Annotated in this window: 32 protein-coding genes; 28 read left to right on the top strand and 4 right to left on the bottom strand. The window is 37.0% G+C overall.

Annotated elements, in window-relative coordinates; translation table 11 throughout:
- The first annotated feature begins 79 nt into the window (after positions 1 to 79).
- The 7 genes from IGI43_RS08960 (at position 80) to pepG1 (ending at position 4464) form a co-directional block, all read left to right on the top strand.
- The gene (locus IGI43_RS08960) at positions 80 to 1204 is read left to right on the top strand and encodes an internalin N-terminal domain-containing protein (RefSeq protein WP_438757448.1); all 1125 of its coding nucleotides are present in this window, start codon (positions 80 to 82) and stop codon (positions 1202 to 1204) included.
- Positions 1205 to 1449: 245 nt separating this feature from the next.
- Positions 1450 to 2013 carry a recombinase family protein gene (locus IGI43_RS08955; protein WP_438758837.1) on the top strand — a complete coding sequence of 188 codons (564 nt, stop codon included), beginning with the start codon at positions 1450 to 1452 and terminating at the stop codon, positions 2011 to 2013.
- Between the two features lie 379 nt (positions 2014 to 2392).
- Positions 2393 to 2563, top strand: coding sequence for a hypothetical protein (locus IGI43_RS08950; protein WP_438757447.1), 171 nt, complete (start codon positions 2393 to 2395; stop codon positions 2561 to 2563).
- A 119-nt stretch (positions 2564 to 2682) separates the two neighbouring features.
- Complete coding sequence (locus tag IGI43_RS08945) at positions 2683 to 3261, top strand: histidine phosphatase family protein (RefSeq protein ID WP_438757446.1); 579 nt, start codon at positions 2683 to 2685, stop codon at positions 3259 to 3261.
- A 125-nt stretch (positions 3262 to 3386) separates the two neighbouring features.
- Entirely contained in the window at positions 3387 to 3908 is a 522-nt protein-coding gene (locus IGI43_RS08940; RefSeq protein WP_438757445.1) for a GNAT family N-acetyltransferase, read from the top strand.
- Between the two features lie 57 nt (positions 3909 to 3965).
- The gene (locus IGI43_RS08935; RefSeq protein WP_438757444.1) at positions 3966 to 4136 is read left to right on the top strand and encodes a hypothetical protein; all 171 of its coding nucleotides are present in this window, start codon (positions 3966 to 3968) and stop codon (positions 4134 to 4136) included.
- A gap of 184 nt (positions 4137 to 4320) precedes the next feature.
- Positions 4321 to 4464 (top strand): type I toxin-antitoxin system toxin PepG1, encoded by a 144-nt coding sequence (pepG1, locus tag IGI43_RS08930; protein ID WP_438757443.1) that lies wholly within the window; start codon positions 4321 to 4323, stop codon positions 4462 to 4464.
- 510 nt (positions 4465 to 4974) lie between these two features.
- On the opposite strand, the gene gpmA is transcribed toward pepG1, so the two are convergent.
- From gpmA to rpiA, 3 genes are all read right to left on the bottom strand, one after another.
- Positions 4975 to 5661 carry a 2,3-diphosphoglycerate-dependent phosphoglycerate mutase gene (gene gpmA / locus IGI43_RS08925; protein WP_025869861.1) on the bottom strand — a complete coding sequence of 229 codons (687 nt, stop codon included), beginning with the start codon at positions 5659 to 5661 and terminating at the stop codon, positions 4975 to 4977.
- Positions 5662 to 5866: 205 nt separating this feature from the next.
- Positions 5867 to 6448 carry a recombinase family protein gene (locus tag IGI43_RS08920; RefSeq protein WP_438757442.1) on the bottom strand — a complete coding sequence of 194 codons (582 nt, stop codon included), beginning with the start codon at positions 6446 to 6448 and terminating at the stop codon, positions 5867 to 5869.
- A gap of 132 nt (positions 6449 to 6580) precedes the next feature.
- Positions 6581 to 7258, bottom strand: a complete 678-nt coding sequence (rpiA, locus tag IGI43_RS08915) for a ribose-5-phosphate isomerase RpiA (RefSeq protein ID WP_438757440.1) — start codon at positions 7256 to 7258, stop codon at positions 6581 to 6583.
- A gap of 353 nt (positions 7259 to 7611) precedes the next feature.
- Here rpiA and rpsL point away from each other — a divergent pair, with 353 nt between their 5' ends.
- The 4 genes from rpsL to tuf all read left to right on the top strand — a co-directional run bounded on the left by rpsL (position 7612) and on the right by tuf (position 12053).
- Positions 7612 to 8031 (top strand): 30S ribosomal protein S12, encoded by a 420-nt coding sequence (gene rpsL / locus IGI43_RS08910; protein WP_010761696.1) that lies wholly within the window; start codon positions 7612 to 7614, stop codon positions 8029 to 8031.
- Between the two features lie 56 nt (positions 8032 to 8087).
- Positions 8088 to 8558: a 30S ribosomal protein S7 gene (gene rpsG / locus IGI43_RS08905; RefSeq protein ID WP_010761695.1), complete on the top strand. Its 471-nt coding sequence runs from the start codon at positions 8088 to 8090 to the stop codon at positions 8556 to 8558.
- 80 nt (positions 8559 to 8638) lie between these two features.
- Positions 8639 to 10726, top strand: coding sequence for an elongation factor G (fusA, locus tag IGI43_RS08900; RefSeq protein WP_438757438.1), 2088 nt, complete (start codon positions 8639 to 8641; stop codon positions 10724 to 10726).
- A 139-nt stretch (positions 10727 to 10865) separates the two neighbouring features.
- On the top strand, positions 10866 to 12053 hold the full coding sequence (gene tuf, locus IGI43_RS08895) for an elongation factor Tu (protein ID WP_438757437.1): 1188 nt from the start codon (positions 10866 to 10868) through the stop codon (positions 12051 to 12053).
- Positions 12054 to 12248: 195 nt separating this feature from the next.
- Here tuf and IGI43_RS08890 read toward each other — a convergent pair whose 3' ends face one another.
- Positions 12249 to 12944: a GntR family transcriptional regulator gene (locus IGI43_RS08890; protein ID WP_438757436.1), complete on the bottom strand. Its 696-nt coding sequence runs from the start codon at positions 12942 to 12944 to the stop codon at positions 12249 to 12251.
- 188 nt (positions 12945 to 13132) lie between these two features.
- On the opposite strand from IGI43_RS08890, the gene IGI43_RS08885 reads away from it, so the two are divergent.
- The 17 genes from IGI43_RS08885 to IGI43_RS08805 all read left to right on the top strand — a co-directional run bounded on the left by IGI43_RS08885 (position 13133) and on the right by IGI43_RS08805 (position 23653).
- Positions 13133 to 15016: a beta-glucoside-specific PTS transporter subunit IIABC gene (locus IGI43_RS08885; RefSeq protein ID WP_438757435.1), complete on the top strand. Its 1884-nt coding sequence runs from the start codon at positions 13133 to 13135 to the stop codon at positions 15014 to 15016.
- Positions 15017 to 15046: 30 nt separating this feature from the next.
- A complete protein-coding gene (locus tag IGI43_RS08880; protein ID WP_438757434.1) occupies positions 15047 to 16474 on the top strand; it encodes a 6-phospho-beta-glucosidase in 1428 nt (475 codons plus the stop codon).
- 500 nt (positions 16475 to 16974) lie between these two features.
- The gene (gene rpsJ / locus IGI43_RS08875; RefSeq protein ID WP_002389727.1) at positions 16975 to 17283 is read left to right on the top strand and encodes a 30S ribosomal protein S10; all 309 of its coding nucleotides are present in this window, start codon (positions 16975 to 16977) and stop codon (positions 17281 to 17283) included.
- A 24-nt stretch (positions 17284 to 17307) separates the two neighbouring features.
- Entirely contained in the window at positions 17308 to 17937 is a 630-nt protein-coding gene (rplC, locus tag IGI43_RS08870) for a 50S ribosomal protein L3 (protein ID WP_438757433.1), read from the top strand.
- 25 nt (positions 17938 to 17962) lie between these two features.
- Positions 17963 to 18586 carry a 50S ribosomal protein L4 gene (rplD, locus tag IGI43_RS08865; RefSeq protein WP_010761689.1) on the top strand — a complete coding sequence of 208 codons (624 nt, stop codon included), beginning with the start codon at positions 17963 to 17965 and terminating at the stop codon, positions 18584 to 18586.
- Positions 18586 to 18876, top strand: coding sequence for a 50S ribosomal protein L23 (rplW, locus tag IGI43_RS08860; RefSeq protein ID WP_010761688.1), 291 nt, complete (start codon positions 18586 to 18588; stop codon positions 18874 to 18876). Before rplD ends, rplW begins: the two co-directional genes overlap by 1 nt.
- 39 nt (positions 18877 to 18915) lie before the next feature.
- Entirely contained in the window at positions 18916 to 19746 is an 831-nt protein-coding gene (rplB, locus tag IGI43_RS08855) for a 50S ribosomal protein L2 (RefSeq protein ID WP_438757432.1), read from the top strand.
- Positions 19747 to 19788: 42 nt separating this feature from the next.
- The gene (rpsS, locus tag IGI43_RS08850; protein WP_438757431.1) at positions 19789 to 20067 is read left to right on the top strand and encodes a 30S ribosomal protein S19; all 279 of its coding nucleotides are present in this window, start codon (positions 19789 to 19791) and stop codon (positions 20065 to 20067) included.
- Positions 20068 to 20088: 21 nt separating this feature from the next.
- Positions 20089 to 20436, top strand: a complete 348-nt coding sequence (gene rplV / locus IGI43_RS08845) for a 50S ribosomal protein L22 (RefSeq protein ID WP_010761685.1) — start codon at positions 20089 to 20091, stop codon at positions 20434 to 20436.
- Positions 20437 to 20550: 114 nt separating this feature from the next.
- The gene (gene rpsC, locus IGI43_RS08840; RefSeq protein ID WP_010761684.1) at positions 20551 to 21207 is read left to right on the top strand and encodes a 30S ribosomal protein S3; all 657 of its coding nucleotides are present in this window, start codon (positions 20551 to 20553) and stop codon (positions 21205 to 21207) included.
- A 2-nt stretch (positions 21208 to 21209) separates the two neighbouring features.
- Positions 21210 to 21644, top strand: a complete 435-nt coding sequence (rplP, locus tag IGI43_RS08835) for a 50S ribosomal protein L16 (protein WP_002356208.1) — start codon at positions 21210 to 21212, stop codon at positions 21642 to 21644.
- Complete coding sequence (rpmC, locus tag IGI43_RS08830) at positions 21634 to 21822, top strand: 50S ribosomal protein L29 (RefSeq protein ID WP_010761682.1); 189 nt, start codon at positions 21634 to 21636, stop codon at positions 21820 to 21822. The genes rplP and rpmC overlap by 11 nt, the downstream gene beginning before the upstream one ends.
- 23 nt (positions 21823 to 21845) lie before the next feature.
- The gene (rpsQ, locus tag IGI43_RS08825; protein ID WP_010761681.1) at positions 21846 to 22112 is read left to right on the top strand and encodes a 30S ribosomal protein S17; all 267 of its coding nucleotides are present in this window, start codon (positions 21846 to 21848) and stop codon (positions 22110 to 22112) included.
- Positions 22113 to 22171: 59 nt separating this feature from the next.
- Positions 22172 to 22540 (top strand): 50S ribosomal protein L14, encoded by a 369-nt coding sequence (gene rplN / locus IGI43_RS08820; protein WP_010761680.1) that lies wholly within the window; start codon positions 22172 to 22174, stop codon positions 22538 to 22540.
- Positions 22541 to 22574: 34 nt separating this feature from the next.
- Complete coding sequence (gene rplX / locus IGI43_RS08815) at positions 22575 to 22883, top strand: 50S ribosomal protein L24 (protein WP_010761679.1); 309 nt, start codon at positions 22575 to 22577, stop codon at positions 22881 to 22883.
- Between the two features lie 26 nt (positions 22884 to 22909).
- Positions 22910 to 23449 (top strand): 50S ribosomal protein L5, encoded by a 540-nt coding sequence (rplE, locus tag IGI43_RS08810; RefSeq protein ID WP_071878400.1) that lies wholly within the window; start codon positions 22910 to 22912, stop codon positions 23447 to 23449.
- Positions 23450 to 23467: 18 nt separating this feature from the next.
- Positions 23468 to 23653 carry a type Z 30S ribosomal protein S14 gene (locus tag IGI43_RS08805; RefSeq protein ID WP_002356214.1) on the top strand — a complete coding sequence of 62 codons (186 nt, stop codon included), beginning with the start codon at positions 23468 to 23470 and terminating at the stop codon, positions 23651 to 23653.
- The last annotated feature ends 15 nt before the right edge of the window (positions 23654 to 23668 follow it).

The following is a 23668-nucleotide window of genomic DNA, read 5'->3' as shown; positions in this document are numbered from 1 at the left end:
TTTTTCTTTAGATTGATAATTTAATTTTTATGTGATATATTAATTATGTAAAATAATTTAGTAAAAGGAGTGGATAAAAATGAAGAAAAAAGTATTTGCTAGTTTCATAAGTGTCTTGTTTTCAGTTTTTTTATTAGTTGGGTTTAGTGAATCTGTTGAAGCATTTGAAAATTTGAATTGTCCAACACCAATAAACCAAGTTTTTCCTGATCCAAACTTCGCAGACTATATTGCAAAACAATTAAAAAAACAACCGACAGACCTTGTTACGCAAACCGAGTTAGATAGTATAACCTATATTAATATAGGCGGTTCTCATGTAAAGAGTATTGAAGGAATCAAGTATATGCATAATAATCAAGCATTTCACTTTTATGACAATGAGGTAGAAAGTTTAGAGCCTTTCAGAGGTTGGGAAAATCATAAATTGAACAATCTACAATTTTATAATAATCATAATATTACCGATATTTCACCTTTAATAGATACAAAGTTACCTAACTTATGGATATTGTATATGCATAATTTAAATCTAAATAATTCCGCGTTTGACGCTTTGGCTAAATTTGATTCATCACCGAAAATGGGCTCGTTGAAGTTACCTGGAAATCATTTAGATGATTTCAATAAACTGACAAAAATGCCTCATAAAAATGCTATATGGCGTGATATAGAATATCAGAAACAAACGATTGAGCGTCCGGCAGTTACAGTTGGGAAAGATCCATTAGTAATAGAAAATACAAGTACAGATTTTATGGATAAAGTAAATAAAATGGCAATAACAAAAGTAAGTGAAAATGGTGTAACAGATTTAGATAATAGTGTCACATGGAATGCAGAAGATATTGATTATGGAACTGAAAGTTTGGTTCTAAATGTCGAATCAGTAGCAACTCCTGATTACACAAATTATATAAAGCCTAGTGTTGAATATACCTTGCCTTTAAAATGGCAACCTGTGTTTTTGATGGGTGACACTCTAAAAGCATTAGTTGGAAGACCCTTTGATCCGTTAATTTATGCGGATGCATGGGATGCAGAGGATGAGGATTTATCGGGTAATGTTACGATAAAAGAAGATGCTGTTCCTAGAAATGATAGTAATGTAGTTACAAAAAAAGGAAAATATAAAGTTGTTTATTCTGTTACTGACTCAGATGGTAATGAAGTAGAACAAATTGTCCAAATTATAGTCAAGTAAATAGTAAAGTGCTCTCAAAGGTTGCAAGTGAAAGCAACAACCTTTGAGAGCTATTTTTTGTAAAATACGTATTAAGTTAACTCGTAGAAATTATTTTTAACCAATAGCTCACACTTTTTTATAAAAGATAAACACTATCAAAACTTAAAAAGTATTGATAGTGTTTGTGCGGTGTGGTAAAATAAGGCTTGTAAGACTGTCATATCTTACTATCATAAATAAGGTAAGAAATGGGGCAAAAAACTGTGATTTTTGGTTATGCAAGAGTGAGTACTTGGGGTCAAGATTTAGAATCTCAAATTGCTGCTTTAAAAAAAGCTGGTTGCGAAAAAATCTACACTGAAAAATTCACAGGAACAAAAATCAATCGAAAAGAATTTCAAATGCTGCTTAAAGAATTATCTGAAGGTGATACGTTAGTTGTCACAAAATTAGATCGTTTTGCTCGATCAACTGTTCAGGGATTGGAAACTGTTCAAAATCTTTTTAAAAGAGGAATCAAAGTGCACATTTTGAATATGGGTATAATCGAGAACACACCAACTGGAAGACTGACATTTACAATTTTTTCGGCATTTGCAGAATTTGAACGAGATATGATTGTAGAACGTACACAAGAAGGTAAGGCGATTGCTAAATTAAATCCTGATTTTCGAGAAGGACGGCCAAAAAAATTCAGCAAGGATCAATTGGATCTAGCAATGGAATTGCTGAAGAAAGATACCACGAAAAATGTCTCACGTAAAACTGGAGTAAGTGAAGCGTCTCTTTACAGAGAAAAAAGACGAAGAAAATACCAAAACTTATAACTAAATCTATATACCGTAAATCTACGTTAAGCGTAGAGTGATTCTAAGATCATTTCAACTTTTAAACTGAGGGATTATCTTGAACAAGTAATCTAGTGATTACCTAAAACGGACGTTTTTGGCAAAATAAAAAAGCTAACCCAAAACTAGGACAACTTCCAGTAATACCAGTATTTCATATTCATTGAATCATTAATTATGCAAATTATCGAAAACGCTCGTTTTAGGTAGAGCAAAGATTTATCTTTATTTTAATGTTAAATGAATGATGCCGCGTTGTCAATTTTAAAAAGGATAGAATTTTTAAAGAAAATAAATGAAGGAGTGCTTTAAATATGTTTTTCAAGAAAAAGGAAAAAATAAGAAAGTATACTATTGTTTGGAGTGTGAACGTGAAATCCAAGAAGATGAACTAAATTCTGATAATGAGGGATTCAATGGTTACTATTGCTCAAGTTGTGCGGATAATTTAGGACAAGCTGGTTGGGATGCAGTTGATCCTGATCATAACTTTGATTCATTCTCAGATTGGGATGAGAATGGACACTAAATCTATCAATTGAAATGCTACTGTCAAAAATAATCGATAGCTGCATGCATGAGATCCAAAAAGGATTAGTAATAGAACTAAAAAATGCAAACTTAAAATGAAGGATAGGTGTAAGGAGTATGAAAACACTATATTTAATGAGACATGGACAAACACTATTTAATTTACGAGGCAAAATTCAAGGAGCATGTGATTCACCTTTAACCGAGCAAGGAATAAATCAAGCTCAACTTGTTAGAGATTACTTTTTAGATCATGATATAATTTTTGATCATGTGTATTCGTCAACACAGGAAAGAGCCGTTGATACTGCAGAAATAGTATGTGACTACAAAAGCGTTATGCGATTAAAAGGAGTCAAAGAATGGAACTTCGGTTTATTTGAGAGTGAAAGTGAAGAATTAAATCCAAAAATAAAAGCAGGCGAGACCTCATATGGGGACTTTTTTGTAGATTACGGTGGAGAATCAAGTGAAGAAGTACAAAATAGAATGAATGCTACTCTTGTTGAGGTTATGGAAAAGGAATATCATCATAATATTCTATGTGTTAGTCATGGAGGCTCTATGTATCGATTTATTCAGAAATGGTTATCTCAAGAGCAAATTAAAACAATTAAATTTACTAACTGTTGTATTTTAAAGTTTGAGTATTCAGAGGGCAAATTCAAATTTAAGGAATCAATTAGCCAAGATTAGTGGGAGATCCCAAAAAGGATCGATAGCTGAATACATTAGATTAGATCCAAAATCGGAAAAACATATATGAACAGAAAAAAGTGAATCAATAAGCACTGAAAAAAGATAAAAGGAGAGCTACAGTCATGAAGATTAGAAAAGTTACGAGTAAGGATTACAAAGAAATATCAGAACTTATAAAAGAATCATTTACAAATACAGAAAATGGTTATGGGCATGAAGCAGAATTAGTTGATAAAATTCGAGTTAGCGATTGTTATAACGATGAATTAGAAATTATTGCTACTGAGAATGAAAAAATAATTGGTCATGGATTACTAAGCGAAGTAAACATTGTAAATGATAATCAAAAATTTAAGGGATTAGTTTTAGCCCCTTTGGGAGTTGCAACAGATTATCAAGGTAAGGGTGTTGGGAAGAAGATATTACAAGAGTTAGAGAATAGAGCAGAAAAATTGAACTATAAATTTATCAGTATTTTAGGGCACCCTAGTTATTATACTAGGTTTGGTTATATTCCTGCCAGTAAGTATAATATTAAACCACCATTTGATGTTCTAGATGAAGTGTTTATGATTAAGCCACTGCGAAGTAATTCATTAAATAATATAAATGGAACTATAAGATATTCTAGAGCATTTGAATAAGAAACTATTTTAAGAAAATTAAGTATTTATTTCCAAAAAGGATCGATAGGAGGAAAAATGAATAAAGAGAATAATGATTCTATATCAATAGGTATTTGTATAGGTGTAGCTTTTGGTATTATTTTCAATAATTTCACTTTAGGAATTGCAATAGGATTAACAATAGGAGTTGTAGGAACTTTTGATAGTAAGAGAAAATCAAGAAAAAAAGATTCGGAAAAGGATTAGTAGAATGACTTTGAGAATTGAAATGAATCAGCTCAAAAGATATAAGTTTCCTAAAGAGGATGAATAGAAAGTGCCGATTTTTACTAAAAAGGTACTAAGAAAAGTGAAAGAAATAAACCTAAGTATGATATACTAATCAATGTAGAAAAGTTATGACGGTGGCGCTCTTTGGGAGGTGGTGCATATGATTGTATGTACTGAATCTAATGAAAGGAGAAGCCTTTTGTCAGCATTAGAAACAATTCAATTGATTCTAAGTTTTGGTAGGTTTACCATTGCTTTGATTAAATTGATTGTAGATATGCTTAAAAACGACAAAAAGAAATGACCGCTCATTAACTTTAGCCAGTTAAGCGATCATTTCAAATGATTAATTAAATTTGAGCTACCGTCTGGTTCTGCAAAAGAGAGGTATGTTAGCGCATATCTCTTTTTTCATATGTATTATACCACAATTATATATCGAACGGTATATAGAAGTATTAGAAAAATCCTCAATAGCGGATGAAGTTGAAAAAACAGAAAAAGTTAGGTATTAACTAATTCCTAAAAAGGATACTTTTTGATATGGTCATTACTGGTATATATTCGTGTGCCAAAATCTATTTTTGATATATGTCAAAAGTAACTAGGAACATTTGAAACGTTCGGTTTTTATTCTATACCGTAAAATTTCGTATGACTGATACGTAAACCCCAAGTTGAATAGAATAAAAAACAATCGACTTATAAGCAGATTCCTATCATATTTGAGAGGAGATTGCTTATAGGTCGATCGTTTTTTAAAATTTTTTCTTCAAGTTAAACATGAAGAGTAAGTAAATGATTCTACTTATTTTTATAAGTAGTATTTTTTAGCTACAGTCAGGTCATCGTTCAATTCATAAACAAGTGGTTGACCTGTTGGAATTTCAAGATCCATGATATCTTCATCTGAAATACCTTCGATATGTTTAGCTAACGCACGTAAAGAGTTACCGTGAGCGGCTACTAAGACTGTCTTGTTGTCTAGCAATGCAGGTGCGATTTCGTCTTGCCAAAATGGCAATGCACGTTCTAGAGTAACTTTTAAGTTTTCTCCGCCTGGGATATCGCGTTGATCTAACATTGCATAACGACGATCATTTGCTGCAGAACCTTCATCAGTTGCTTCCATCAATGGAGGTAAAGTATCGTAAGAACGACGCCAAATGTGTACTTGGTCATCTCCGTATTTTTCAGCAGTTTCTTTTTTGTTTAAACCTTGTAATTTACCATAATGACGTTCGTTTAAGCGCCAAGATTTGATTTGCGGAACCCATAGTTGATCTGAGTTTTCTAAAAGTAAGTTACATGTTTTGATGGCGCGAGTTAATACAGAAGTATACGCTACATCAAATTCAATTCCAGCTTCTTTGATTTTGCGGCCGCCTTCAATCGCTTCTTCAACACCTTGTGGTGCTAAATCTACGTCAGCCCAACCGGTAAATTGATTCAATGCATTCCATTCACTAAGTCCATGACGAGAAAATACTAATTTTGGCATGTATAGCTCTCCTTTGAGTTGTAGTTTCTGAAACTTTCATTTCCTGTTCTATTGTACACCGTTTTAAAATAGATTTCCATTGTAAATTAGTAAAAAGAACTGGCAACAACAGCTAATTTGAGTTAAGTAAACCAAAACAAATGAGAAGAGGGAAGTTAAAATGCCGTATTCTTGTAAAAAATATTTAAGTATAATGACATTACTTTTAAGAAAAATTAGCAACATCCGCTTCAGGTAAATTGATATATTTATAACAAGTGCCGACAGAAACATTGCATTTTGAAGAAATAAACTGGATTGTTTCTTTCTGTTCATGGTATAAGTGTCGGATTTTTATGACTGTTCGTTTGTCTATTTTTGGGCGACCACCTATTTTACCTTTTTTTCGGGCATTGTTCAGACCAACCAAGGTGCGTTCTTTAATAAGGTCGCACTCCATCGTTGCGAGTCCGTTCATTAACTTGAAATAAATTTCGCCCATTGGATGTCGAGTATCGATCTCTTCATATAAACTGACTAAATGAATCCCTACCTCTTTGAACTTTTGTGTCAACTCCGTTAGTTGACGTGTGGAACGACCTAGGCGGTTTAAGCGGCAAATGACCAAAGTGTCACCTGCTTCTAAACTGTTTAAGACGATCTCAAGTTCAGAGATGATGTGTTTGTCAGTTGTGACGTCAAATGATTCTTGATAAACTTTGTCGCAACCAAAATCAGATAAGATTTTGATTTGAGCATCTAAATCGTTGTCAGTAATAGTTGTGCGTGCATAACCAATTGTTTTCATTGTTCGTCCTTTCTAGTAAAAAAATTAAAATAGGATACTAAAAATGTAGCATACAAACGAACAAAATGATAGGTAATTTGTTATCTTTTTTTAATGTTATTCTTTTTTTTCAAATCTATTTCCAATGATAGGTTATTTCGGAACATGAATGGTTTTAGGTCCCGTTTCTCCACCGACGATAACCGTTGAAACGATAGTGAGGAATAATCCATGTTCAACGACACCGACTAATTGATCTAAGTAGGCCCCTAAAGCGATCGGGTCCGTTATTTCTTCTAAATGAAGATCAATGATGTAATGACCGCCATCAGTCACTAAAATCTCTCCAGTAGAAGTTGTACGTAAAACAGGCGCATAGTCTTTTTCTTCAAACAAACGAACGAGTTGCTGACTGCCATAAGGAATAACTTCCACAGGTAAGGGAAATTTACCAAGTTTTTTAACCAACTTAGATTCATCAACGATCCAAATACATTTTTTTGAATACGTTGCGACGATTTTTTCAAATAATAAAGCAGCACCGCCACCTTTGATCCCTTGAAAATCTTCGCTGATTTCATCGGCACCATCAATCGTTAAATCGACGTGTGAAACTTCGTCGATGCTTTTTAATGGGATCCCTAACGCAAGTGCTTGTCGCTCAGTTTCTTTTGAGGTTGTTACACCAACGATAGATAATCCTTCTTCTTTCACACGTCGTCCAATTTCATCCACCATAAATTTTGCAGTAGATCCTGTACCAAGCCCTACGATCATACCATCTTTTACATATTTTGCAGCTTCGATTCCGGCCATCTGTTTAAGATTCATTCGTTTTTTTACCCCTTTCAAATAATCAAAGATATTGTACCTTTAAACGAAAAAAAAAGATAGAAGGATATAGGAAATAGCTGTTTTTCTACTATAATAAAGTGTAACAAAAAGAAAAATGCAAAAAAAATTACTTTTTACTAGAAAAAAGCTTGCAAGTTGTTGACATACCCGTATTATCATGCTATCCTAGCAAAGGTGCTTTATCTACAGGTCTCTCGTTGGAGACGTGCTGACTGTCTATCGAAGCATATTTGATAATGAGTGCAGAGATTGCATTATTTTTTATCGCTAAAAAAGAACCACCTGGATGTGTGGAACTAGATGCGAAATGAGGAAGGAGGAAACAAGGAATGCCTACAATTAATCAATTAGTACGTAAACCTCGTAAATCAAAGGTGGAGAAATCTAATTCACCAGCGTTGAACAAAGGATATAATAGTTTTAAGAAATCTCAAACGAACGTAAACTCACCACAAAAGCGTGGGGTTTGTACTCGTGTGGGAACAATGACACCTAAAAAACCTAACTCGGCTTTACGTAAATATGCCCGTGTTCGTTTGTCTAACCTAATCGAAGTAACAGCTTATATCCCAGGGATCGGTCACAACTTACAAGAACATAGCGTGGTACTATTACGCGGTGGACGTGTAAAAGATTTACCAGGGGTACGTTATCATATCGTACGTGGTGCGCTTGATACAGCCGGTGTTACAGATCGTAAACAAAGCCGCTCTAAATATGGTACTAAAATGCCTAAAGCTGCTAAATAATTTGACAATCACTAAGGTCTTATATAATAAAGAATTTTCGGAAGGAGGAGTTACGGATGCCACGTAAAGGTCCTGTTACAAAACGCGATGTTTTACCAGATCCAATTTATAACTCAAAATTAGTAACTCGCTTGATCAACCGTGTAATGGTTGATGGGAAACGCGGGATTGCTGCTAATATCATCTATAATTCATTTGATATCATCAAAGAATCTACAGGTAATGATCCATTGGAAGTTTTCGAGCAAGCAATGAAAAACGTTATGCCTGTACTAGAAGTAAAAGCTCGCCGTGTTGGGGGTTCTAACTATCAAGTACCAGTTGAAGTTCGTCCAGAACGTCGTACAACTTTAGGGTTACGTTGGGTTGTTAATTATGCTCGCCTACGCGGTGAACATACAATGGAACAACGTCTAGCGAAAGAAATCATGGATGCTGCCAATAACACTGGTGCTTCTGTTAAAAAACGTGAAGACACACACAAAATGGCGGACGCTAACCGTGCGTTTGCACACTATCGTTGGTAAGATCCTCTTTGTATGTAAATTAACTTTACTGCAGACAGTCACTTTACAATCGATTTAAATAAAGAGAGGAGAAACCTAGAATGCCAAGAGAATTTTCGTTAGAAAACACTCGTAATATCGGTATTATGGCGCACGTTGATGCAGGTAAAACAACAACAACAGAGCGTATTTTATACTATACTGGTAAAATCCACAAAATTGGTGAAACGCACGAAGGTGCATCACAAATGGACTGGATGGAACAAGAACAAGAACGTGGTATTACTATCACATCTGCTGCAACAACTGCAGAGTGGAAAGGGTACCGTGTAAATATCATCGATACACCAGGACACGTGGATTTCACAATTGAAGTTCAACGTTCGCTACGTGTATTGGATGGTGCTGTAACCGTTCTTGACTCACAATCAGGTGTAGAACCTCAGACTGAAACAGTTTGGCGTCAAGCAACTGATTATAAAGTTCCACGTATTGTTTTCTGTAATAAAATGGATAAAATCGGTGCGGATTTCTTATACTCTGTAAACTCATTACATGATCGTTTACAGGCAAATGCTCATCCAATCCAATTGCCAATTGGTTCAGAAGATAACTTTACAGGGATCATCGATTTAATTACGATGAAAGCTGAAATCTATACAAATGACTTAGGTACAGACATTCAAGAAACTGAAATTCCAGAAGAATATATGGAACAAGCAATTGAATGGCGTGAAAAATTAGTTGAAGCTGTTGCTGAAACTGATGAAGACCTAATGATGAAATATCTTGACGGTGAAGAAATTACTATTGAAGAATTAAAAGCGGGTATCCGCCAAGCAACGATCAACGTTGAATTCTTCCCAGTAATGTGTGGGTCTGCCTTTAAAAATAAAGGTGTTCAAATAATGCTTGATGCAGTACTTGATTACTTACCATCACCACTTGATATCGAAGCAATCAAAGGGATCGACGTTAAAACAGACGAAGAAACTACTCGTCCTGCAGATGACGAAGCACCTTTTGCTTCATTAGCTTTTAAAGTTATGACTGACCCATTCGTAGGTCGTCTAACATTCTTCCGTGTTTATTCTGGTGTCCTTGAAAGTGGTTCATATGTATTGAACGCTTCTAAAGACAAAAAAGAACGTATCGGTCGTATTTTACAAATGCATGCGAACACACGTAAAGAAATTGATAAAGTCTTTTCAGGCGATATCGCTGCCGCTGTTGGATTGAAAGATACAACAACTGGTGATACTTTATGTGCGATGGATGCGCCAGTTATTCTTGAATCAATCGAGTTCCCAGAACCGGTTATCCAAGTAGCTGTTGAACCTAAATCAAAAGCCGACCAAGATAAAATGGGGATCGCTTTGCAAAAACTTGCAGAAGAAGATCCATCATTCCGCGTTGAAACAAACGTTGAAACTGGTGAAACAGTTATCTCTGGTATGGGCGAATTGCACTTAGACGTATTAGTAGACCGTATGAGACGTGAGTTCAAGGTTGAAGCTAACGTTGGTGCGCCACAAGTATCATACCGTGAAACTTTCCGTGCGCCTTTAACTCAGGCAGAAGGTAAGTTTGTACGTCAGTCTGGTGGTAAAGGTCAATACGGACATGTCTGGGTTGAATTTACGCCAAACGAAGAGGGTAAAGGATTTGAATTTGAAAATGCCATCGTTGGTGGTGTGGTTCCTCGTGAATACATCCCTGCAGTCGAAAAAGGCTTGGCAGAATCTATGAACAACGGTGTTCTTGCTGGATATCCATTAGTTGATATCAAAGCAAAACTTTACGATGGTTCATACCATGATGTCGATTCAAATGAAACAGCCTTCCGTGTAGCTGCTTCTATGGCACTACGTGCGGCTTCTAAGAAAGCTAATCCAGTTATCTTAGAACCGATGATGAAAGTAACGATTACTGTACCAGAAGATTACTTAGGTGATATCATGGGACACGTTACAAGTCGTCGTGGACGTGTTGAAGGTATGGAAGCACACGGTAACTCACAAATCGTTAATGCGATGATACCTCTAGCTGAAATGTTCGGTTATGCTACAACGTTACGTTCAGCAACACAAGGTCGCGGTACATTTATGATGGTCTTTGACCACTATGAAGACGTACCAAAATCTGTACAAGAAGAAATCATCAAGAAAAATGGCGGAAACAACGCATAATAGTTAAGAAATAGGTCTTTACTTATTTATGACTAGGATTTTCTAACGATTTCGGTTAAACTAATTAAAGATGATCAGGTAGTAGTAAACTATCTATCAAATAAAATAAAATTCATATATTTTAGGAGGAACATTTAAAATGGCTAAAGAAAAATTTGACCGTTCTAAACCCCATGTAAACATTGGTACTATTGGACACGTTGACCATGGTAAAACTACATTAACTGCTGCAATTGCAACTGTGTTAGCTAAACACGGTGGCGGAGATGCTGCATCATACGCTGATATCGATAACGCTCCAGAAGAAAAAGAACGTGGTATCACAATCAACACTTCTCACATCGAATATGAAACTGATGTTCGTCACTATGCCCACGTGGATTGCCCAGGACACGCGGATTACGTTAAAAACATGATCACTGGTGCTGCACAAATGGATGGAGCTATCTTAGTAGTATCAGCTGCTGATGGTCCTATGCCTCAAACTCGTGAACACATCTTGTTATCACGTAACGTTGGTGTACCATACATCGTTGTTTTCTTAAACAAAATGGATATGGTAGATGACGAAGAATTATTAGAATTAGTAGAAATGGAAGTTCGTGATCTATTATCAGAATACGATTTCCCAGGTGACGACACTCCTGTTATCGCTGGTTCTGCTTTGAAAGCTCTAGAAGGCGACTCTTCATATGAAGAAAAAATCATGGAATTAATGACTGCAGTTGATGAGTATATCCCAACTCCAACTCGTGATACTGACAAACCATTCATGATGCCAGTCGAAGACGTATTCTCAATCACTGGACGTGGTACTGTTGCTACAGGCCGTGTTGAACGTGGAGAAGTTCGCGTTGGTGACGAAATCGAAATCGTTGGTATTAAAGAAGATACTGCTAAAACAACAGTTACTGGTGTTGAAATGTTCCGTAAATTGTTAGACTACGCTGAAGCTGGCGATAACATCGGTGCTTTATTACGTGGTGTAGCCCGTGAAGATATCGAACGTGGACAAGTATTGGCAAAACCTGCTTCAATCACTCCACACACAAAATTTAAAGCTGAAGTTTATGTTTTATCAAAAGAAGAAGGCGGACGTCACACTCCATTCTTCACTAACTACCGTCCTCAGTTCTACTTCCGTACAACTGACGTAACTGGTGTAGTTGAATTACCAGAAGGTACTGAAATGGTAATGCCTGGTGATAACGTTGCAATGGACGTTGAATTAATCCACCCAATCGCTATCGAAGACGGAACTCGTTTCTCTATTCGTGAAGGCGGACGTACTGTTGGTTCAGGCGTTGTTTCTGAAATCACTAAATAATTTAAATTTAACGATTTAATATAAAGCAATAAAACCGACGTAAAACATCGGCGTACTCGGACGTAAGTCGAAGGGATTTCCCTTCGACTTTTTTGCTGTTTTAAATGTTAGGAGGATTTAAGAGTTTTTTACATTTTTTGGATTAGGATCTTACTGTGGAATGATTCGTAAAATCTTGAGAGATATTCTGTTCACTTATCCTTGTACGAAGAATTGAGAATGTTCATAATGATAGTAATTTTTGGCGAAATCAAACGGATCGCCAGTATTTGTATAATATATTTCTTCGACTAATAGCATGGGGGAATCTTCTGGTAGTTCTAAATACTGGGAAATTTCCCCCTTTGTTTTATGCACACTTAAATATTTATCAGAAAAGCCTATATGAATATTTAAACCTTTTTCTAAATAGTGGAATATCGAGCCCTCTGCAATCGATTCATTCAAAAAAGTGACGATACTCATTTTGTAATAAGATTCTTCTACACACAATATTTGCCCACGAATCGATTGAACGCGCTTTACTAGATACACATCGTCATCAAGCGCGCAATGCAAATTATTTGCCACCTCTTCCGTTGCTTTGACAATTGTCACGTTAATTACTTTTGAGACCACATCAAAATAGGTCAAATCTCCTGAAAATCCTTGATTTTCTAACAAAGTGATATAGCCTTTGCGCTTTCTTCGGCGCACGAAAATACCGCTACCTTGAACTTGATAAATGACGCTACGTGATTCTAACACTCTTAATGTTTGTAAAATCGTATTTTTGCTAACCTGATATTCAGTGATTAATTCACTGACACTGGGTAATTTTGTCCCTTGAGGAAGATTTTCAGTTTGGATTTTAATTTCAATTTGTTGTGCGACTTCTTGATATTTCAGCATAAGTTCCTCCAATCAAAATTTTCTAATTTCAATAAATCAGTCAATTTTAAAAGCTTTTCTAGTTAAGTGTATCAGTAAAAGAATATTTGTAAATAAAAAATGTATTGACAAATTGTTCGGTTACAATTATATTATACCCATACAATAAAAAATGTAAATGTATAATATATAAAAAGGGAGTTTTTATATTGAGCGGAAAAATCAGGGATTATTCAAAATTAGCAAGTGATATTTTGACTATCGTAAAAGCGGATAATGTTGTGAATGTTACTCGTTGTGCTACACGTCTTCGACTTGTATTGAAAGCGAGTACACCTGAGATGAAAGAGCAATTATCTCAATTAACAGGTGTAATTACTGCGGTTGAGTCTGGTGGTCAAATGCAAATTGTAATCGGTACTCATGTTGGAGAAGTTTACGATGCGTTTATTAAGCTAGGTGAGATGGAAAACCTATCAAGTGATGATGCGCCGAAAGGCTCCATTTTAAATCGTCTTGTTGCGACAATGTCAGCAGTTTTTGCCCCGTTCATTTATGTTTTAGCGGCAGCAGGAATTTTACAAGGTATTTTGATTTTAGTGAATTTGGCCTTTCCAATGTTTGCAGAAACAGGTACGTATCAAGTATTTAGTTTTATCTCTTGGGCTCCATTTACCTTTTTACCTATTTTTATTGCAGTGACAGCTTCTCGCCATTTTAAGTCAAATATGTATATAGCCATTGCCTGTTGTGCCGCATTAGTTTCGCCGACTTGGGCTGAGATGGCAGGTACGATTGCTTCAGGTCAAGCAATTACTTTTTTTAACATTCCTTTATCTGAAACAGTTTATACGTCTTCAGTGTTACCACCACTAATTTTGGTCTGGCTCTTATCTTATTTGGAGCATTTTATTGAAAAAAGAATTCCAAGTGTTGTTCGCTCGTTGTTTGTACCGTTGATCTGTCTAGTCATTATGGTGCCTTTAACTATTTTGATCATCGGACCGATATCATCAGGTGCGGCAACAGCGATTGCGAATGGCTATAACTTCTTAGCGGAAAATGTGCCGTTTTTAGCAGCTGGAATTATTGGGAGTATCTGGCAAGTCATTGTGATTTTTGGAGTTCATTGGGGTGTTACGCCGATGGTTTTAGCTAACTTTGATTTATATGGTCGTGACTCTTTCCAAGCATTTCAAACGATTGCTGTGATTGCGCAAGTCGGAGCTGCTTTAGCTGTTTTCTTAAAAACACGTAATAAAGAAATGAAAGGTGTTTCTTTATCAGCTTTCATTACTGGGATTTTTGGCATTACTGAGCCAGCTATTTACGGTGTCACTTTACGTTTGAAAAAACCGTTTATTTATGGTTGTATTTCTGGTGGTATCGGAGCCATTGTAGCTAGTTTCTTTAACCCGTACTACTATGCTTATGCAGGGTTACCGGGTGTCTTAACAACCGTTAATGCGATTAGTAAGGATAATCCAAGTTCGTTTATCGGGATTGTAGTGGGTTCATTGATTGCATTAGTAGGACCAGTTGTCCTAGCTCAGTTTTTTGGTACTGGTGAAACAAGAGCAGATGATCAAGAGTTGACCCAAGAACTAGCGACTGGAGAACCTCTGATGACAGTAGATGGACCAAAAAATCCTATTTTAGCACCATTAGCAGGGGACATTGTACCGTTGAGTCAAGTGCAAGATGAAGTGTTTGCTAGCGGTGTTATGGGCAATGGAGTTGCCATTGAACCAAGCGATAATAACGTTTATGCACCATTTTCGGGAACGGTTAGCGCTGTTTTTGATTCAAAACATGCTGTGGGCTTAACATCTAAGGACGGAGTAGAATTATTGATTCATGTTGGGTTGGATACAGTGAATATGCATGGTGAAGGCTTTCACTATTTTGTGAAACAGGATCAAGAAGTTCAAGCCGGAGAGCCGTTGTTAAGCTTTGACAGTGAAAAAATTCAAGCTGCAGGATATGTAGCGACAACGATTGTTGTAGTACCGAATAGTAATGAATTGAAAGACATGTTAATCACAGAAAAGACACATGTAGAACGAAACGATATAATTTTAAACTTTAACTAAACAGACTTAAACGATTGGAGGAATAAGAAAATGGTACAAAAAGATTTTTTATGGGGTGGAGCTTTAGCTGCCCATCAATTTGAAGGTGGTTGGAATGCTGGTGGTAAAGGCCCAAGCGTAATTGATGTAATGACTGCAGGAGAACATGGTGTTGCAAGGGAGATTACGGCAACAATTGAAGCGGATAAATTTTATCCAAATCAAGTTGCAATTGATTTTTATCATGAATATAAGAAAGATATTACGTTATTTGCAGAAATGGGTTTGAAGTGCTTACGCACCTCGATTGCGTGGACGCGAATTTTCCCTAAAGGTGATGAAGCTGAACCGAATGAAGAGGGATTGGAATTTTATGATGATGTTTTTGATGAATTGTTGAAAAATGGTATTGAGCCAGTCATCACACTATCCCATTTTGAAATGCCTTTACATTTAGCGCGTGAATACGGTGGTTTTCGCAATCGTCAAGTGATTGATTTTTTTGCTAAGTTTGCCAAAGTAGTGTTTGAACGGTACCGAGACAAAGTGAAATACTGGATGACTTTTAACGAAATCAATAATCAAATGGATGTTAATAATCCAATTTTCTTATGGACGAATTCAGGTGTTTTGGTTGAAGAAGGCGAAAATGCTAAAGAAGTGATGTATCAAGTCGCTCACAACGAACTGGTTGCCAGTGCTAAAGCTGTGATGATCGGGAAAGAAATTAATCCAGCGTTTCAAATTGGCTGTATGGTTTCTCACGTGCCTATCTATCCTTATTCATGTGATCCAGCCGATATTATGGCAGCTGAAGAAGCGAATCGTCAAAGGTTTTTCTTTGCTGATGTACATGTTCGCGGGAAATATCCAAACTACGCATTAAAAGAGTTCGAACGAGAAGGGTATAATATAGACATACGTTTAGAAGATTTAGCCGTTTTGAAAGCTGGAACAGTCGATTATGTTGGATTTAGCTACTATATGTCGACAGTAGTAAAAGCGGACGCTAAAAATGATATCGACAATAACATCGTTAACGGTGGCCTGGCTAATGGTGTTGATAACCCGCATATCCAATCAACTGATTGGGGCTGGGCGATTGATCCGGAAGGACTACGCGTTACATTGAACCGTTTATATGATCGTTATCAAGTACCTCTGTTTATCGTAGAAAATGGATTTGGCGCTATTGACGAGTTGGAAAATGGGAAAGTTCATGACGAAACTAGAATTGAGTATTTAAGCAAACATATTGAAGCGTTAGAAAAAGCAGTTGATTATGATGGTGTAGAACTTTTAGGTTATACGCCTTGGGGAATTATTGATTTAGTTTCATTTACAACTGGCGAAATGAAAAAGCGCTATGGAATGATTTATGTAGATCGTGATAATGCAGGAAATGGTACAATGCAGCGCTATAAAAAAGATTCTTTTGCTTGGTATCGCCAAGTTATTGAAAATAATGGATTAAAATAGACAGTTTTAATCTATTATTATATGAGAGAGACACCTTGAATTTTCTTTTGTACTAGGTTTTGATGACATAGTATCAAAGAGAGTCGGGGTGTTTTTTTGAGTGACGATAAAAAGTATACCTAGGCAGTTTTAAAAGGAGTTCTATTCACTAATTAAGATATAAAAGTGTTTAATGTAAAAATAGTAGAAAATTATTTTTGAACGTCGAATGATTGAGGAGGTAGGAAAAAAAGTGTAGCCTTTAAAATATCTTTTTAAGAAAGGCAATTAAAAAAAATGTGATTCTTACGAAAAAAACCTTGCTATTACTATGTTTCTGTAATATAATTACAAAGGTGCTATTTACAGAAGTGTAAAAGCATTGGTAAATCAAGCTTTTGATCTACCGGCTAGGAAACGAGAGGTTGCGACACGCCCGGGCGCTTTGCCACGAACGAGTGTGACGGAAAAATTTTCGTGGAGCTATGTCTACTTTCAAAATAGGCGAAGGAGGGAACAAGATGGCAAAACAAAAAATTCGTATCCGTTTAAAAGCGTATGAACACCGTATTTTAGATCAATCAGCGGATAAAATTGTGGAAACAGCAAAAAGAACTGGAGCTGACGTGTCAGGACCAATTCCATTACCAACAGAACGCTCGCTTTACACAGTTATTCGTGCGACTCATAAATACAAAGATTCACGCGAACAATTCGAAATGCGTACGCACAAACGTCTAATCGACATTGTGAACCCAACACCAAAAACAGTTGATGCTTTAATGAAGCTTGACTTACCATCTGGTGTGAATATTGAGATCAAACTATAAAATCAAGACAATGGAGGTGTACTCATGACCAAAGGAATCTTAGGGAAAAAAGTGGGAATGACACAAATCTTTACTGAGTCTGGTGAATTAATTCCAGTAACAGTAGTTGAAGCTACGCCAAACGTAGTTTTACAAGTAAAAACTGTTGCGACTGATGGATACGAAGCTATCCAAATCGGTTACCAAGACAAACGTGAAGTATTAGCGAACAAACCTGCGAAAGGTCATGTTGCAAAAGCAAACACGGCTCCTAAGCGCTTCATTAAGGAATTCAAAAATGTTGAGCTGGGAGAATATGAAGTAGGTACAGAAATTAAGGTAGATGTTTTCCAAGCAGGAGACATTATTGATGTTACAGGAACTTCGAAAGGTAAAGGATTCCAAGGCGTTATCAAACGTCACGGACAAAGCCGCGGACCAATGAGTCACGGATCTCGTTACCACCGTCGTCCTGGGTCAATGGGTCCAGTAGCGCCAAACCGTGTATTTAAAAATAAAAAACTTGCCGGCCGTATGGGTGGTAACCGCGTAACAATTCAAAATCTTGAAATTGTTAAAGTGGACGCTGAAAGAAATGTAATCATGATCAAAGGGAACATTCCTGGAGCGAAAAAATCATTAATCACAATCAAATCAGCTGTGAAAGCTAAATAAGCGTAGGGAAAGGAGGAACTAAGGAATGCCGAATGTAGCATTATTTAAACAAGATGGAACTCAAAATGGTGAAATCACTTTAAACGAAGAGATTTTCGGAATCGAACCAAATGAAACAGTTGTCTACGATGCAATCATCATGCAACGTGCTTCATTAAGACAAGGTACACACTCAGTAAAACATCGCGGAGAAGTTCGTGGCGGTGGCCGTAAACCATGGCGTCAAAAAGGAACTGGTCGTGCTCGTCAAGGTTCAATTCGTTCACCACAATGGCGTGGAGGTGGCGTAGTCTTCGGACCAACACCACGTTCTTACAGCTACAAACTTCCTAAAAAAGTTCGTCGTTTAGCAATGAAATCTGTATTGTCAGATAAAGTTGCTGAAAACAACTTGGTTGCTGTTGAAGCGTTAGGCTTTGATGCACCAAAAACAAAAGAATTTAAACAAGTTCTTACAAACTTATCTATTGATGCGAAAGTATTAGTTGTTTTAGAAACAGGAAATGATTTTGCAGCATTGTCTGCACGTAATCTACCAAACGTTTCTGTAGTAACTTCTGATAACGTAAGTGTTTTAGATATCGTTTCTAATACTAAAGTATTGGCAACACAAACTGCTCTTACTCAAATTGAGGAGGTGCTTGCATAATGAACTTACTAGACGTAATCAAACGCCCAGTGATCACTGAAAAATCCATGCTTGCTATGGACGAAAAGAAATACACTTTCGAAGTGGACACTCGCGCCAATAAAACTTTAGTAAAACAAGCTGTTGTAGCAGCATTTGATGTTAAAGTTAAAAACGTAAACATCATTAACGTGCGCCCTAAATTTAAACGTATGGGCAAACATGCTGGTTACACAAAAAAACGTCGCAAAGCTGTTGTGACATTAACTGACGATTCAAAAGAAATTCAAATTTTCGATGCTGCTGAATAAGCAGACCATGTTTAACTATTAAATGGGAGGGAAAAAGACGTGGCGATTAAAAAGTACAAACCTACCACAAATGGCCGTCGTAATATGACAGCATCTGATTTCGCTGAAATCACGACATCAACACCGGAAAAAACGTTGTTGGCGCCATTAAAAAACCATGCCGGTCGTAACAACAATGGTCGTATTACTGTTCGTCATCAAGGTGGCGGTCACAAACGCCAATACCGTATGATCGACTTCAAACGTAATAAAGATAACGTTGTAGCGGTTGTCAAAACTATCGAGTATGATCCAAATCGTTCTGCTAACATCGCGTTAGTACATTACGAAGATGGAGTTAAAGCATACATTTTAGCACCAAAAGGATTGGAAGTAGGCATGCGCCTTGTTTCCGGTACTGAATCAGATATTAAAATTGGGAATGCATTGCCATTGGAAAATATTCCAGTAGGTACTGTTGTCCACAACATTGAAATGAAACCTGGTAAAGGCGGTCAATTAATCCGTTCTGCTGGAACAAGTGCTCAAGTACTTGGTAAAGAAGGCAAATACGTATTAATCCGTTTGAACTCTGGTGAAGTTCGTATGATCTTAGCAACTTGCCGTGCAACTGTCGGTGCTGTTGGTAATGAACAACACGAATTAATCAACATTGGTAAAGCAGGCCGCTCTCGTTGGATGCGTAAACGCCCAACTGTACGTGGTAGTGTAATGAACCCGAACGATCACCCACACGGTGGTGGTGAAGGTAAACAACCGATTGGACGTAAAGCGCCAGTATCACCTTGGGGCCAACCGGCTATCGGCTTGAAAACTCGTAATAAAAAAGCTAAATCAGACAAACTTATCGTTCGTCGTCGTACTAAATAATTTTTTTGACCATGTGTCGTACATTTTGAGAGGAGGTTCACCATGGGTCGTAGTTTGAAAAAAGGACCTTTCGTCGATGAGCATCTAATGAAAAAAGTAGAAGCTCAAGAAGGTGCTGAAAAGAAAAAAGTAATTAGAACTTGGTCTCGCCGTTCTACAATTTTCCCACAATTTGTTGGGTTTACAATTGCTGTATATGATGGACGTAAACACGTTCCTGTATACATCCAAGAAGATATGGTAGGTCATAAATTAGGTGAATTTGCACCAACTAGAACTTATCGTGGCCACGGAGCCGACGATAAGAAAACTAGACGTTAATTTTGAGGGGAGGAAATGCAAATGTCAGAACAAATTACATCAGCTAAGGCAACTGCAAAAACAGTTCGCACTTCACCTCGTAAAGCCCGTTTAGTAATCGATCTTATCAGAGGTAAAAGCGTTGCGGATGCAATTTCTATCTTGAAATTCATGCCTAACAAATCTGCTGGAATCATTGAAAAAGTTTTAATGTCAGCAGTTGCTAACGCAGAAAATAACTTTGACTTAGACGTTGAAAACTTAGTAGTATCTGAAGCATTTGTCAACGAAGGACCAACAATGAAACGCTTCCGTCCTCGTGCAAAAGGTTCAGCATCACCAATCAACAAACGTACAAGTCATCTTACAGTAGTCGTATCAGAAAAATAATCTGTTTATTTAAAACAGACGTCACTTAATAAGAGGAGGTCCATTTTTCTTAATGCTTTAGCATTTTGAAATAGTGGCTGCCGAATCTTAAAAGATTAAGAGGAGGGACAATCAGTGGGTCAAAAAGTACATCCAATAGGAATGCGTGTAGGCATCATCCGCGACTGGGATGCAAAATGGTATGCTGAAAAAGAGTATGCTGAGTTCTTACACGAAGATTTAAGAATCCGTAAATTTATCGCGACAAAACTTGCTGATGCCGCTGTGTCTACAATTGAGATCGAGCGCGCTGCAAATCGTGTGAATATTTCAATCCACACAGCTAAACCAGGTATGGTTATCGGTAAAGGCGGATCTGAAGTCGAAAACCTAAGAAAATCATTAAATTCATTAACTGGTAAAAGAGTTCATATCAACATCATTGAAATCAAAAAACCAGATTTAGATGCAAAATTAGTAGGCGAAGGAATTGCACGTCAATTAGAAAATCGTGTTGCTTTCCGTCGTGCTCAAAAACAAGCGATCCAACGCACTATGCGTTCAGGCGCTAAAGGAATCAAAACACAAGTATCAGGTCGTTTAAACGGGGCGGATATCGCTCGTTCAGAAGGTTACTCTGAAGGTACAGTTCCACTTCACACATTGCGTGCTGATATTGATTACGCATGGGAAGAAGCAGACACAACTTACGGAAAATTAGGAGTTAAAGTGTGGATTTACCGTGGAGAAATTCTTCCAACGAAAAAAAACGCTGAGAAAGGAGGGAAATAATCATGTTAGTACCTAAACGTGTAAAGCACCGTCGTGAATTTAGAGGTAAAATGCGTGGTGAAGCCAAAGGCGGAAAAGAAGTAGCATTTGGTGAATGGGGTTTACAAGCAACTGAATCTCACTGGATTACTAACCGCCAAATCGAAGCTGCCCGTATTGCTATGACTCGTTATATGAAACGTGGCGGGAAAGTATGGATTAAAATTTTCCCTCACAAATCATATACAAGTAAAGCCATCGGTGTTCGTATGGGTAAAGGTAAAGGGGCACCTGAAGGCTGGGTATCACCAGTTAAACGTGGTAAAATCATGTTTGAAATCGCAGGAGTACCTGAAGAAGTAGCTCGTGAAGCACTTCGCCTTGCATCCCACAAATTACCGGTGAAAACCAAAATTGTAAAACGTGAGGAAATGGGTGGTGAATCGAATGAAGGTTAAAGAAATCAGAGAATTAACCACTGCCGAAATGCTTGAAAAAGAAAAGCAATTCAAAGAAGAATTATTTAATCTTAGATTCCAACTAGCAACAGGTCAATTAGAAAACACTGCACGTATTCAAGAAGTACGTCAATCGATTGCACGCATCAAAACAGTATTGCGTGAACAAGCTAACTAATAGTGGAAGGAGGCCAAACGCGTATGACTGAAGAAAGAAATCAACGCAAAGTTTACCAAGGTCGTGTTGTTTCAGACAAGATGGATAAAACTATCACAGTTGTTGTAGAAACAAAGAAAAACCATCCTATTTATGGTAAACGTATGAAATATTCTAAGAAATACAAAGCTCATGATGAAAACAACACTGCAAAAGTTGGAGACATCGTAAGAATCATGGAAACTCGTCCATTATCAGCTACAAAACGTTTCCGTTTACTAGAGGTAGTCGAAGAAGCAGTTATTATCTAATAAAAACGAGATTTTCCTATATAGATTGAAACATAAAATCTGAAAGGGGGATACACATCGTGATCCAACAAGAAAGCCGATTAAAAGTCGCAGATAACTCAGGTGCTCGTGAAATCTTAACGATTAAAGTACTAGGTGGTTCTGGACGTAAAACTGCTAATATTGGTGACGTGATTGTTGCTACGGTTAAACATGCAACGCCAGGTGGGGTTGTCAAAAAAGGTGAAGTCGTAAAAGCCGTTATCGTTCGTACTAAATCAGGAGCTCGTCGTACAGACGGTTCATACATTAAATTTGATGAAAATGCTGCTGTAATCATTCGTGATGATAAGAGCCCGCGTGGAACTCGTATCTTCGGTCCTGTTGCACGTGAATTACGTGAAAACAACTTCATGAAGATCGTTTCTCTAGCACCAGAAGTATTATAATCAGGACACGTATCAAAGGAGGTGCGAAACAGTAATGTTTGTTAAAAAAGGCGATAAAGTGAAAATTATCACTGGTAAAGACAAAAATAAAGAAGGCGTTGTATTAGCAGCGTTTCCTAAAAAAGACAAAGTCATCGTTGAAGGTGTTAACATCATGAAAAAACACCAAAAACCAAATCAAGCAGCGCCGCAAGGCGGAATCCTAGAAGTCGAAGCGCCGATTCATGTTTCTAATGTAATGGTGATTGATGGAACAGGTGTAGCTGGTCGTGTAGGTTACAAAGAAGTCGATGGTAAAAAAGTCCGTGTTTCTAAAAAAACCGGTGAAGTCTTAGATAAATAGATTAAAAGGAAGGAGGGGCTTACTAAATGAACCGCCTGAAAGAAAAATATATTAAAGAAATTACTCCATCATTAGTGGAAAAATTTAATTATAGTTCAGTTATGCAAACACCAAAAGTTGATAAAATCGTTATTAACATGGGTGTGGGTGACGCTGTTTCAAACGCGAAAAACTTAGATAAAGCAGTTGAAGAACTAGCTTTGATCACAGGTCAAAAACCATTGATCACTAAAGCTAAGAAATCAATCGCTGGATTCCGTTTACGTGAAGGAATGCCAATCGGTGCGAAAGTTACTTTACGCGGAGAAAGAATGTACGAATTTTTAGATAAATTAGTATCTGTTTCTCTACCTCGTGTACGTGACTTCCACGGAGTAAGCAAAAAAGCTTTTGACGGACGTGGTAACTATACTTTAGGTGTTAAAGAACAATTAATCTTCCCAGAAGTTGATTATGATTTAGTAGATAAAGTACGCGGTATGGACATCGTTATTGTAACGACTGCAAACACAGATGAAGAATCTCGTGAATTGTTGGCACAATTAGGTATGCCATTCCAAAAATAATAAAAGGAGGCGAACTACGTGGCTAAAAAATCAATGATTGCTAAAAATAAACGCCCTGCAAAACATTCAACACAAGCGTATACTCGTTGTGAACGTTGCGGACGTCCACATTCAGTTTATCGTAAATTTCATCTTTGCCGTATTTGCTTCCGCGAACTTGCCTATAAAGGTCAAATTCCCGGCGTGAAGAAAGCTAGCTGGTAAACAAGTAAACTCGCA

Source organism: Enterococcus sp. AZ126 (assembly GCF_051714545.1).
Classification (GTDB): Bacteria; Bacillota; Bacilli; order Lactobacillales; family Enterococcaceae; genus Enterococcus_L.
The sequence above is the reverse complement of the archived record's forward strand: the minus strand, read 5'-3'. Positions and strand labels throughout refer to the sequence as shown.

Excerpts from the sequence above, each read along its gene's own strand:
- pepG1 (WP_438757443.1), top strand. The coding sequence starts at position 4,321 with ATGATTGTATGTACTGAATCTAATGAAAGGAGAAGCCTTTTGTCAGCA.
- fusA (WP_438757438.1), top strand. The coding sequence starts at position 8,639 with ATGCCAAGAGAATTTTCGTTAGAAAACACTCGTAATATCGGTATTATG.
- rplP (WP_002356208.1), top strand. The coding sequence starts at position 21,210 with ATGTTAGTACCTAAACGTGTAAAGCACCGTCGTGAATTTAGAGGTAAA.
- rpsQ (WP_010761681.1), top strand. The coding sequence starts at position 21,846 with ATGACTGAAGAAAGAAATCAACGCAAAGTTTACCAAGGTCGTGTTGTT.
- gpmA (WP_025869861.1), bottom strand. The coding sequence starts at position 5,661 with ATGCCAAAATTAGTATTTTCTCGTCATGGACTTAGTGAATGGAATGCA.
- rplV (WP_010761685.1), top strand. The coding sequence starts at position 20,089 with ATGTCAGAACAAATTACATCAGCTAAGGCAACTGCAAAAACAGTTCGC.
- rpsL (WP_010761696.1), top strand. The coding sequence starts at position 7,612 with ATGCCTACAATTAATCAATTAGTACGTAAACCTCGTAAATCAAAGGTG.
- rplE (WP_071878400.1), top strand. The coding sequence starts at position 22,910 with ATGAACCGCCTGAAAGAAAAATATATTAAAGAAATTACTCCATCATTA.
- tuf (WP_438757437.1), top strand. The coding sequence starts at position 10,866 with ATGGCTAAAGAAAAATTTGACCGTTCTAAACCCCATGTAAACATTGGT.
- IGI43_RS08945 (WP_438757446.1), top strand. The coding sequence starts at position 2,683 with ATGAAAACACTATATTTAATGAGACATGGACAAACACTATTTAATTTA.
- rplW (WP_010761688.1), top strand. The coding sequence starts at position 18,586 with ATGAACTTACTAGACGTAATCAAACGCCCAGTGATCACTGAAAAATCC.
- IGI43_RS08940 (WP_438757445.1), top strand. The coding sequence starts at position 3,387 with ATGAAGATTAGAAAAGTTACGAGTAAGGATTACAAAGAAATATCAGAA.
- IGI43_RS08890 (WP_438757436.1), bottom strand. The coding sequence starts at position 12,944 with ATGCTGAAATATCAAGAAGTCGCACAACAAATTGAAATTAAAATCCAA.
- rpsS (WP_438757431.1), top strand. The coding sequence starts at position 19,789 with ATGGGTCGTAGTTTGAAAAAAGGACCTTTCGTCGATGAGCATCTAATG.
- rpmC (WP_010761682.1), top strand. The coding sequence starts at position 21,634 with ATGAAGGTTAAAGAAATCAGAGAATTAACCACTGCCGAAATGCTTGAA.
- IGI43_RS08920 (WP_438757442.1), bottom strand. The coding sequence starts at position 6,448 with ATGAAAACAATTGGTTATGCACGCACAACTATTACTGACAACGATTTA.
- rplX (WP_010761679.1), top strand. The coding sequence starts at position 22,575 with ATGTTTGTTAAAAAAGGCGATAAAGTGAAAATTATCACTGGTAAAGAC.
- IGI43_RS08880 (WP_438757434.1), top strand. The coding sequence starts at position 15,047 with ATGGTACAAAAAGATTTTTTATGGGGTGGAGCTTTAGCTGCCCATCAA.
- rpiA (WP_438757440.1), bottom strand. The coding sequence starts at position 7,258 with ATGAATCTTAAACAGATGGCCGGAATCGAAGCTGCAAAATATGTAAAA.
- rplD (WP_010761689.1), top strand. The coding sequence starts at position 17,963 with ATGCCGAATGTAGCATTATTTAAACAAGATGGAACTCAAAATGGTGAA.
- IGI43_RS08935 (WP_438757444.1), top strand. The coding sequence starts at position 3,966 with ATGAATAAAGAGAATAATGATTCTATATCAATAGGTATTTGTATAGGT.
- IGI43_RS08960 (WP_438757448.1), top strand. The coding sequence starts at position 80 with ATGAAGAAAAAAGTATTTGCTAGTTTCATAAGTGTCTTGTTTTCAGTT.
- rplC (WP_438757433.1), top strand. The coding sequence starts at position 17,308 with ATGACCAAAGGAATCTTAGGGAAAAAAGTGGGAATGACACAAATCTTT.
- rpsJ (WP_002389727.1), top strand. The coding sequence starts at position 16,975 with ATGGCAAAACAAAAAATTCGTATCCGTTTAAAAGCGTATGAACACCGT.
- rpsG (WP_010761695.1), top strand. The coding sequence starts at position 8,088 with ATGCCACGTAAAGGTCCTGTTACAAAACGCGATGTTTTACCAGATCCA.